Here is a 10,033-nt window from a genome sequence, read left to right as displayed (position 1 = left end):
AAGCCGTCCCTGGAGCTCCGGCAGCAGATCCGCCGGCTTGGCGAGGTGGAACGCGCCCGAGGCGATGAACAGGATATGGTCCGTCTTAAGCGGTCCGTACTTGGTCGCGACGGTCGTGCCCTCGATCAGCGGCAGGAGGTCGGCGGGCTTGGCGATATGGAACGCGCCGGACGCGATGAAGAGGATGTGATCCGTCTTTAGCGGCCCGTACTTGGTCGCCACCGTCGTGCCCTCGATCAGCGGTAGAAGGTCGCGCTGGACGCCCTCCCGGCTGACCGATCCGCCGCGGACGTCGCTGACCGCGATCTTGTCGATCTCGTCGAGGAAGACGATCCCGTTCGACTCCGCATCGGCGAGCGCCACGCGATTGATGTCGTCGGGGTCGACGCGCTTGTCGGCCTCTTCCTCGGTGAGGCGCTGGAAGGCCTCCGGCACCTTCAGCTTGCGCTTCTTGCCGGGCTGCTGGCCGAACGCCTTGCCCATCATGTCGCTGAGGTTGATCATGCCGACCTGCCCGCCCATGCCCGGGATGTCGAAGGGCATCGAAGGCGCTTCCTTCACCTCGATCTCGACCTCGGCGGCGTTAAGGCTGCCGTCGCGGTAGCGCTGGCGGAAGCTTTCGCGGGTCGCCGCGCTCGAGCCCTTGCCGGTGAGCGCATCGAGCAGCCGCTCCATGGCCGCTTCCTCGGCGCCGGTGCGAACCGCCTCGCGGCGGCGCTCGCGCTCCAGCCGGACCGCCTCCTCGACCAGGTCGCGGGCGATCTGCTCGACGTCGCGGCCGACATAGCCGACCTCGGTGAACTTGGTCGCCTCGACCTTCACGAACGGGGCGTCGGCGAGCTTGGCGAGGCGGCGGCTGATCTCGGTCTTGCCGCAGCCGGTCGGGCCGATCATCAGGATGTTCTTGGGCGTCACTTCGTCGCGCAGGTCCGGCTTGAGCTTCTGGCGGCGCCAGCGGTTGCGCAGCGCGACGGCGACCGCGCGCTTGGCTTCCTTCTGGCCGATGATGTGCGCATCGAGCGCGACGACGATGGCTTTGGGGGTCAGGTTGTCGTTCATTTCGTTTCTTTGGTGAGGAATTTCAGTTGGTGCCCGGCCGCGCGGCGAGCGCCTGCGCGATCGGCTGGTCGATGCGGTCGATGAAGAAGCCGGGATAGTAGCGGCGCTGCGCGCTGACCGCTTCCAGCGCGGCGATCTCGTCCTCGCCGAGCTTGACGTTGACCGCGGCGAGATTGTCGTCGAGCTGGTGCATCCTGGTCGCGCCGATCAGGATGCTCGACACCTGGTCCTTGCTCAGCAGCCAGGCGAGCGCGATCTGGGCGATGCTGACGCCGTGCCCGTCGGCGATGCCGCGGATCACGTCGAGCAGGCGGAAGCCCATTTCCTTGTCGAGCGGGATATCGTCATGGCCGGCGAGGCGATCCTCGGCGCCGCCCGCATTCTCGCGCGTGTACTTGCCGGTGAGGAAGCCGCCGCCGAGCGGGCTCCACGGCGTGATGCCGAGGCCGTAGCGGCGCGCCATCGGCAGGAACTCCTGCTCGATGTCGCGGTGCATCAGCGAATAGAGCATCTGGGCATGGGTGAAGGGCGCCCAGCCATTGGCGCGCTGAAGCTCGATCGCCGCGGCGACCTTCCATGCCGGCCAGTTGGACACGCCGAGATAGCGCGCCTTGCCCGCGCGGACGATCTGATCGAGCGCCTGGAGGCTCTCCTCGAGCGGCGTGTTGCGGTCGTCGCGATGGGCGATGAACACATCCACATAATCGGTGCCGAGACGCTTCAAGCTGTGGTCGATCGACCAGTGGAGATGCGCGGCGGAAAGCCCCGAGCGGTTGAGCGGCTGCCCGGTGCGCCAGCCGGCCTTGGTCGCGAGGATCAGCTCGTCGCGGCGGCCGGCGACGATCTTGCCGAGCATCTCCTCCGACTGGCCTTCCGAATAGACGTCGGCGGTGTCGATGAAGTTGATCCCGGCCTCCAGCGCGCGCTCGACCAGCGCGGCGGCGTCCTTGAGGTCGGTCTTGGCGATCGCGGCGATGCCGGCGCCGCGGGTGAAGGTCATCGTGCCGAGCGACAGGCGCGAAACGATGAGGCCGCTGTCGCCGAGGCGGGAATAGAGCATCGCAGGTTCCTTACGCAGCGGCGTCGAGCGCTTCGACGGTGAGCCGATCGTTGGTGTAGACGCAAACATCGGCGGCGATCTGCATCGCCTTGCGGCAGATCGTCTCGGCATCCTGCTCGTAATCGACCAGCGCGCGGGCGGCCGCCAGCGCATAGTTGCCGCCCGAGCCGATTGCGGCGATCCCGGCCTCGGGCTCGAGCACGTCGCCATTGCCGGTGATGATGAGCGTGATGTCCTTGTCCGCGACGATCAGCATCGCTTCGAGGTTGCGGAGGTATTTGTCGGTGCGCCAGTCCTTGGCGAGCTCGACCGCGGCGCGCATCAGCTGCCCCTGGTGGCGCTCGAGCTTGCCCTCCAGCCGCTCGAACAGGGTGAAGGCGTCGGCGGTGGCCCCCGCAAACCCGGCGATCACCTTGCCGTCGCCCAAGGGGCGGACCTTGCGGGCGTTGGGCTTCATCACGGTGTGGCCCTGGGTCACCTGGCCGTCCCCGGCGATGACCACGCGGCCGTTGCGGCGCACGGAAAGGATGGTCGTGCCGTGCCACTTCAGACTGTCGCTCATGGCGGCGCATATTGGGGGTGCGTCGCACGGGTTCAATCGCGATTTTTCGTGTATAGCGGGCCGGCACGAACAGGGAGGGCCACGGCATGACCGGCGAGACTTCGAGCAATCTGATCGAGCGTTGCAAGAACATCCTGTTGAAACCAAAGGAGGAATGGGCGCGGATCGACACCGAGCCCGCGACCGTCGGCGGGCTGATGACCGGCTGGGTCGTCCCGCTCGCGGCGATCGGGCCGGTCGCGGGCCTGATCGGCGGGCTGGTGTTCGGCTATGGCGGGTTCGGCGTCACCTATCGCCCGAGCGTGACGATGGCGGTGACCAGCGCGGTGGTGGGCTATGCCATGGCGCTGCTCGCCGCGTTCCTGCTCGCCAAGATCATCGAGTTCCTCGCGCCCAATTTCGGCGGGCAGAAGAACAGCGTCCAGGCGATGAAGGTCGCCGCCTATAGCAGCACTGCGGGTTACCTTGCCGGCATCTTCCAGATCATCCCGGCGCTGGCGATCATCGGCGTGCTGCTGAGCCTCTATGGCCTCTATCTGCTTTATCTCGGCCTGCCGCGGCTGATGAAGGCGCCGGAGGAGAAGGCGATGAGCTATGCGGTCGTCACCGTGATCGCGGCGATCGTGCTGTTCCTCGTCGTCGGCGCGGTGACCGGGGCGGTGACCAGTGCGTTCGCACCGCGGCCGGCCATTTCCTATGACGGCGGCAGCCTCACCGTGACCGGCAGCGTCGACGCCGGCGAGACCGTAGCGCGGATGGGCTGAACGGCGATTGGCGGGGAGGGGTTCGCCCCTCCCCAAACTTGACGAAGTTGCGCGGAACGCGCGTCATTATGTCAACTTCGCCGCGTCACCTTTCCACGCCCTTGATCTTCCCCCATTGGCGCGCGGCGGTGTAGCCGAGATAGCCGGTGCCGAAGAGCGCGTAGAGCGGCTCCGGGATGCCGGCGAGATAGGCGTTCATGCCGTTGGCGATGCCCTTCGCCATCTCGGGCTGGACCGCGCCGATCAGGCCCATCGGGATTGCCCAGAGCAGCAGTGCGTACATGACGTAAAGGAAGCTCGGCCGCGCACGGCTGGTCCAGGGATCGACCGACTGCGCCTCGGCGACGATCGCCGAGAGCTGGGTGCGGACGGCCTCCAGCTCCTGGGTGCCTTCGAGCTTGAGCAGCTCGAGCTTGGCGGCGTCGCGCGCCTTGGGATCGGGGATGATCTTGTCGATCAGGCCCGCGATCGGGCCGATGATGCTTTCGATGATGCTCATTTCGGTTTCCTGTCGAAGTTGACACAAAGTTGACGCTATCGAGGTTCATGAACCGATGCGGTTCGCAAGCCAGCCGTAGAGAAAGGCTTCGTTGGCGGGCCGGCGTTCGGCGAGGGCGAGGTAGCGCTCGCCCTGCAGCGCCTCGACCGCCTTGATCAGCACGGTCTCGCCGGAGGGGCCCCGGCGGTCGAGGAACGTGCCGAGCGCGGCGAGCGTCATGGGGCCGATCGCGCCGTCGACGGCCATGTCGGGATAGTCCTTCTCGTTGCGATTGAGCGCGTTGAGCGCGCGCTGGAGGAAGCGCGTAGCGACCGCAGGACCCATGTTGATGCCGGTGTCGAACAGCTCGGCGGCGAGCGATGGTGCGCGTTCGGCGACATCGGCGAGCCGGGGCCGGTGCCAATAGACGCGGCGGTAGATGGCTGCCGCCTCGTCACGCGGGAAGACGCGCATGTCGCCGGTGAAGCCGTGCTGGCGCGCGACCGCCTGGGTGACGCCCCAGCGCGTCGGCCCGCCGCGGTCGGCGGGGTGGTTGGAATAGCCGCCCTCGCGGGCGATCACCTCCTCGATCAGTTCGTCGATGGTCATTCGAATCCTCCTGTTGACGACTCGTGATAACCTATATGGTTCGTTGTAGGAAAATGGATTCTGACGCGAAGCGTCACCCCAGCGGAAGCTGGGGTCTCGTTCGGCAACCGGATCGTTTGCAGACGGAGACCCCAGCTTTCGCTGGGGTGACGACCCGGGTAGAGGGGGGCATGGCCAAGACCCGTCCAGATCAGTTGCTCGTCGAACGCGGGCTGGCGGAGAGCCGGACGCGCGCGCAGGCGCTGATCCTGGCGGGGCTGGTGTTCAGCGGCGACAGGCGCATCGACAAGCCCGGCCAGCCGATCGCGCCGGACGCGCCGCTGGAGGTGAAGGGGCGCGACCATCCCTGGGTGTCGCGCGGCGGGGTCAAGCTGGCGCATGCGCTCGACCATTTCCAGATCGATCCTGCGGGGATGGTGGCGATCGACGTGGGTTCCTCGACCGGCGGGTTCACCGACGTGCTGCTGACCCGCGGCGCGATCCGAGTCTATGCGGTGGACAGCGGCACCAACCAGCTCGCGTGGAAGCTGCGCCAGGACGATCGCGTCATGGTGCACGAGCAGACCAGCGCGCGGGTGCTGACCGCCGAGCATATCCCGGAGCCGGTCGATATCGTGGTGTGCGACGCGAGCTTCATCGGGCTGGCCAAGGTGCTCGAGCGGCCGTTCGCCTTCGTGCGCGAGGGGGCGTGGGTGGTGGCACTGATCAAGCCGCAGTTCGAGGCGGGCCGCGACGAGGTGGGCAAGGGCGGCGTGGTGCGCGACCCCGCGGTGCACGAGCGGGTGTGCGGCGAGGTGGTGGCGTGGTTGGAGGCTGGCGGCTGGATTGTGGAAGGGGTGACGACCAGCCCGATCACCGGGCCGGAGGGGAATGTCGAGTTTCTGGTCGCGGCGCGGGCGGGGAAGGCGGGGGAGTGGGGAGCCTCAAAGGCCGCGCCTGCCGATTGAGGCCCCAGCTTTCGCTGGGGTGACGGCTATCTAACTTCGTCATGCCAGCGAAAGCTGGCATCTCGTTCGGCACGCGGTACGGTGCGGTATGCGGGGCGGGTGGACCTACATCATGGCGAGCAAGCCACGCGGGATGCTGTACATCGGCGTCACCGCGCAATTGGCACAGCGCGTAGACCAGCATCGGCGCGACGTGGGCTCGGCCTATTGCCGCCGCTACGGGATCAAGACGCTGGTGCTGGCTGAATGGCATGATGGCATCGACTATGCGATCACGCGCGAGAAGGCGTTGAAAGCTTGGAAACGTGCTTGGAAGATTGAGTTGATCGAGAAGACGAATCCGGCGTGGGAGGATCTTTTCGACCGGATCGCGTGAGGCGGGAGGCCCCAGCTTTCGCTGGGGCGACGGGTGTTTCAGAGCAGCCGCGCCCGTTCCGCTGCTCTGACGGCAGTCCGCCCCGGCCGCTGGGGGTTCGCCGGATCGGGCCAGGCCGGCGCGGTGGTCCAGCCCAAGTGCGGAAGGCTGACGCTGCGCTTGCCCGACAAGTCGGTGCGGGCGACGATCAGGCCCTTTTCCTCGATGAACGCGATCATGCGCTTGGCGCGGCCCAATGAGCTGGTGCCGTAAAGCGCGGCGATCTGCGCGTCGGACGGGCAGGGCTCGTTCGCGCGGGCGGCGCGGGCGATGCCGAGGAAGGGGGTGAGCATCTCCTCGGGCAAGGACGCGGCGAGGGTGAGGGCGTCGTCCCAGCCCTCCGCATCGGCGATGCCGGCACGGGCGAGCGCGAGCGCGCTGCGGAAGCCGGCGAGGTCCATGCCCGGCTCGACCCCGCGCATGCGGCAACGCACGGTGTAATCCTGGAACACCGCCGGAAGCGGCTGGCGCCCCTCTCCATTGGCGCCCTCGCCCGCGATCTCGGCGAGGATCGCGCGGCGGACCTCAGCCTGCTCGCTTTCCTCCAGCACGGGCATGTCGGGGACCGGCGCGGGAGCGGGCGTGGCGACGGCGCGCATGAGGTCGGCCATCGGCACCGGCGCGGGGGGCGGCGGCGGCGGCGCCTCGTCCTCCGCGGCGGGGGCGAAGAGCATGTCGCGCATGTCCTCGGTCGCGGCGGTGGGAAGCGGCATCAGCTTGGGGCTGACGGCCTTGGAGCCGGTCTTGACCTCGCCGATCCTGACGCTGATCGGGCGGCGGGTGATGGCGGGGCCGAGCGCCAGGAACTCGCCGCGCGCTAGGTCGCGGATCGTGTCGGCCTGGCGCCGCTCCATGCCGAGCAGGTCGGCGGCGCGCGCCATGTCGATGTCGAGGAAGGTGCGGCCCATCAGGAAGTTGCTCGCCTCGGCCGCGACGTTCTTGGCGAGCTTGGCGAGGCGCTGGGTGGCGATGACGCCCGCTAGGCCGCGCTTGCGGCCGCGGCACATGAGGTTGGTCATCGCGGCGAGCGAGGTGCGGCGCGCTTCCTCCGAGACCTCGCCCGCGGCGGCGGGGGCGAAGAGCTGCGCCTCGTCCACCACCGTGAGCACCGGGTACCAATGCTCGCGCGGGGCATCGAACAGCGCAGCGAGGAAGGCGGCGGCGGCGCGCATCTGGCCGTCGATCTCGAGCCCTTCGAGGTTGAGGACGACGCTGGCGCGATGCTCGCGCACGCGCATGGCGAGGCGGCCGAGCTCGGTCAGGCTGTATTCGGCGGCGTCGACCGCGATATGGCCGAAGGCGTCGGCGAGGCTGACGAAATCGCCCTCGGGATCGACCACCACCTGCTGGACATAGCCCGCGCTGCCCTCGAGCAGGCGGCGCAGCAGGTGCGACTTGCCCGAGCCCGAATTGCCCTGGACGAGCAGGCGGGTCGCAAGCAGCTCCTCCAGATCGACGGCAACCGGGTTGCCGCCGCTGTCGAGTCCCATGTCGATGCGGGCAGTCATTGCGGGATGCTTTGGCGCATCGGGGGGAGTCGGGGCAAGGGGTGGGGCGGGAAAATCCTCCCCGGCAGGGGAGGTGGCGCCAGGGGGAGGAAGCACCACCAGCGTTCTGGCATCCTCCCCCTCCGTCATGCTGCGCATGCCACCTCCCCCTGGCGGGGGAGGATTGTTCAGGGCTTCAGCCGCGTCGCCAGGAAGGCCAGCACGTTCGCCTCGGTCGCGGCCTTGGCGGCGGCGTTGGCTTCGACCGACTGGCGGGACTTGGTCGGCGTGTCGTAGCTGTGGGTCGCGCCCTCGAACATGCGCAGGTCGATGTCGTTGCCGGCCGCCTTGCTGCGCTCGACCAGCGTCTGGCAGAGCCTGGGCGAGACCTCCTCGTCGGCGGTGCCCATGAACACGCGGACGGGGTGATAGGGTTTGTAGCCGTCCTTGCTGAAGCGGTTCTTGAGGCCGCAGCCAGGATAGAGCGCGACTCCGGCGGCAAAGCCGATCCTTCGCATGTCGCCGGGCTTGTCGTCGGCCATCGCGGCGAGCGTCGCGCTGCCGCCGTTAGACCAGCCGAGCAATGCGATTCGGTTGGCGATCACGTCGGGACGCGACTGGAGGAAGCGCAGCGCACCATAGGCGTGGAGCGGGCGGAAGTTCACCTCGTCCACCGCGTCGGGCCGGTCCTTGTAGGTGCCCGCCGCGAAGCCCGCGGGGAATCCGACGGCGCCGAAATCGTCGACCATCAGTGCGGCATAGCCATTCTTCGCCAGCAGCTCGCCCCATGCCTTGTGGCGGCTCGATAGGGTGGTGGCGTCATATTTGCCCTTTGCGAGCGAGGAATAGGCGCCGCCGCGGCCGTGAAGCATCACCACAGCGGGGAGCTTGCCCGGCGTATCGGCGGGCCTGAACAGATAGCCCTTCACCTGCGTCTTGCCGTCGCGGCTGAGGAAGCTGACTTCCTCGACTTTCACCTCCTGCGCGGCGGCCGGGACGGCGAAGGCGAGGATCGCGGCGGGCGCGAGGAGGTGGCGCATCGTCATTTCCTTGGCGGGAGGGTGATCGAGCGCGCGACGCCGTCGCGGCGCGGATCGGCGCCGCCGTCGAACTTGCCGTCCCGCAGCATCACGCCGTGCAGGCCGGAATTCTCGCCCGATCCGCCGCGCACGGTGACCCCGCGCTCGGCCATCGCGGCGAGGATCGGCGGCGCGAACTTGCTCGCCTCGCCGTTGAAGCTCGATCCGCGGGCGAAGAGGTTGGGGAGGGCGATCGCATCGGCGACCGGCAAGTTCCACTCGACGATGCCGAGCAGCGCCTTGGAGACATAAGCGAGAATCGCGTTGCCGCCGGGCGAGCCGATCGCGCCGGCGAGGCTGCGGTCGGGGTTCAAGATGATCGTCGGCACCATCGACGAGCGCGGGCGCTTGCCGGGCGCGATCGCGTTCGGGCCTTCGGGGACGAAGGAGAAGTCGGTCATCTGGTTGTTGAGGAAGAAGCCGTCGACCATGCGGCCGCTGCCGAACAGGCTCTCGACCGTGGTCGTCATCGACACGGCATTGCCCTCGCCGTCGATGACGATGAAGTGGGAGGTGCCGGCGACTTCGTTGGTGGCGTCAATGCGCGCGTGGACGGCGCCCGGCGGGGTGCCCGGCTGCGGCGCGGGGCCGGCGCGGTCGCCGATCAATGCGGCGCGGCTGGCGACATAGGCGGGGTCGAGCATGCCCTTGACCGGGACAGCGGGCACGTCGCCGACATAGGCGTCGCGATCGGCATACATGACGCGGCTCGCCTCGGCATATTTGACCCAGGCGACCGGGTCATTGGGGCCGCGCGCGCCGATATCGGTGCGCTCGATCAGCGCCATCAGCTGGAGCAGGCCGACGCCCGAGGAGGGTGGCGGCGGCGCGCAGAGGATGTAGACGCGATAGGGGTTGCACACCGCGTCGCGCACCTCCGGCTTGTAGCCGGCGATATCGGCTTCGGTCATCGAGCTGGCGAGCTCGCCTTCGCGCAGGCGCGCGACGATGCGGCGGGCGGTCTCGCCCTTGTACATGGCGTCGGGGCCTTGCGCAGCGAGGCGGCGGACGAAGGCGGCATAAGCGGGGTTGCGGAGCGTGTCGCCGGCCTTGATCTGCTCGCCGCGCTCGTTGCGGAAATAGGCGACGGCGTCGGCGCCGCGCGCCTGCGGAGCGCGGCTGGCGATCATGCCGGCGAGCCGTTCGGCGACGGTGAAGCCCTGATCGGCGGTGCGGATGACGTCGCCGAACAGGTCCTTCCAGGCGAGCTTGCCGTGCTTTTCCTGCGCCAGCGCCAGCATGCGCACGACGCCGGGAACGCCCGTGGCGCGGCCCGAGACGACCGCGGTGGCGAAGGACAGGGGCTTGCCGTCGGGGCCGAGAAGCATGTCGGGGGTGGCGCCTGCGGGCGCGGTCTCGCGGCCGTTATAGACCGTGATGCCTTTCGTCTTCGCATCGTAGCGGACCATGAAGGCGCCGCCGCCGAGGCCGCTGCTCTGCGGCTCGACCAGGCTCAGCATCGCCTGCACCGCGACCGCGGCGTCGACCGCCGAGCCGCCCTTGCGCAGCACCTCCAGCCCCGCCTCGACCGCCAGCGGATGCGCGGCGGCGACGAAGGCCTGGCGTTCCTTGG

Annotated in this window: 11 protein-coding genes; 3 read left to right on the top strand and 8 right to left on the bottom strand. The window is 68.6% G+C overall.

Annotation, left to right across the window (positions count from 1 at the left end; all coding sequences use genetic code 11):
• The 3 genes from hslU to hslV all read right to left on the bottom strand — a co-directional run.
• Positions 1–1,059 (bottom strand): ATP-dependent protease ATPase subunit HslU (gene hslU, locus VGD28_RS00470; protein ID WP_331026360.1); only part of this gene is annotated, 1,059 nt, incomplete at its 3' end.
• Between the two features lie 22 nt (positions 1,060–1,081).
• Positions 1,082–2,119: an aldo/keto reductase gene (locus VGD28_RS00465; protein WP_331026359.1), complete on the bottom strand. Its 1,038-nt coding sequence runs from the start codon at positions 2,117–2,119 to the stop codon at positions 1,082–1,084.
• Positions 2,120–2,129: 10 nt separating this feature from the next.
• A complete protein-coding gene (gene hslV, locus VGD28_RS00460) occupies positions 2,130–2,681 on the bottom strand; it encodes an ATP-dependent protease subunit HslV (RefSeq protein ID WP_331026358.1) in 552 nt (183 codons plus the stop codon).
• 86 nt (positions 2,682–2,767) lie between these two features.
• On the opposite strand from hslV, the gene VGD28_RS00455 reads away from it, so the two are divergent.
• Complete coding sequence (locus VGD28_RS00455) at positions 2,768–3,445, top strand: Yip1 family protein (RefSeq protein ID WP_331026357.1); 678 nt, start codon at positions 2,768–2,770, stop codon at positions 3,443–3,445.
• An 85-nt stretch (positions 3,446–3,530) separates the two neighbouring features.
• Here VGD28_RS00455 and VGD28_RS00450 read toward each other — a convergent pair whose 3' ends face one another.
• A complete protein-coding gene (locus VGD28_RS00450; protein WP_331026356.1) occupies positions 3,531–3,944 on the bottom strand; it encodes a holin family protein in 414 nt (137 codons plus the stop codon).
• Between the two features lie 45 nt (positions 3,945–3,989).
• Complete coding sequence (locus VGD28_RS00445) at positions 3,990–4,532, bottom strand: glycoside hydrolase family 108 protein (protein WP_331026355.1); 543 nt, start codon at positions 4,530–4,532, stop codon at positions 3,990–3,992.
• A 170-nt stretch (positions 4,533–4,702) separates the two neighbouring features.
• Between VGD28_RS00445 and VGD28_RS00440 the strand changes: the two genes are divergently transcribed.
• Both VGD28_RS00440 and VGD28_RS00435 read left to right on the top strand, forming a co-directional pair.
• Positions 4,703–5,479: a TlyA family RNA methyltransferase gene (locus VGD28_RS00440; protein ID WP_331026354.1), complete on the top strand. Its 777-nt coding sequence runs from the start codon at positions 4,703–4,705 to the stop codon at positions 5,477–5,479.
• Positions 5,480–5,591: 112 nt separating this feature from the next.
• Positions 5,592–5,855 (top strand): GIY-YIG nuclease family protein, encoded by a 264-nt coding sequence (locus VGD28_RS00435; RefSeq protein ID WP_331026353.1) that lies wholly within the window; start codon positions 5,592–5,594, stop codon positions 5,853–5,855.
• 38 nt (positions 5,856–5,893) lie between these two features.
• Here VGD28_RS00435 and VGD28_RS00430 read toward each other — a convergent pair whose 3' ends face one another.
• From VGD28_RS00430 to VGD28_RS00420, 3 genes are all read right to left on the bottom strand, one after another.
• Complete coding sequence (locus VGD28_RS00430; RefSeq protein ID WP_331026352.1) at positions 5,894–7,402, bottom strand: ATP-binding protein; 1,509 nt, start codon at positions 7,400–7,402, stop codon at positions 5,894–5,896.
• 167 nt (positions 7,403–7,569) lie between these two features.
• Positions 7,570–8,421: a dienelactone hydrolase family protein gene (locus VGD28_RS00425; RefSeq protein ID WP_331026351.1), complete on the bottom strand. Its 852-nt coding sequence runs from the start codon at positions 8,419–8,421 to the stop codon at positions 7,570–7,572.
• A gap of 2 nt (positions 8,422–8,423) precedes the next feature.
• The coding region (locus tag VGD28_RS00420; RefSeq protein ID WP_331026350.1) for a gamma-glutamyltransferase family protein at positions 8,424–10,033 on the bottom strand (1,610 nt) is incomplete at its 5' end.

The organism is Sphingomonas sp., from assembly GCF_036402235.1.
In the GTDB taxonomy this organism is placed as follows: domain Bacteria; phylum Pseudomonadota; class Alphaproteobacteria; order Sphingomonadales; family Sphingomonadaceae; genus Sphingomonas.
This window is presented reverse-complemented; position numbering and strand designations above follow the sequence as displayed.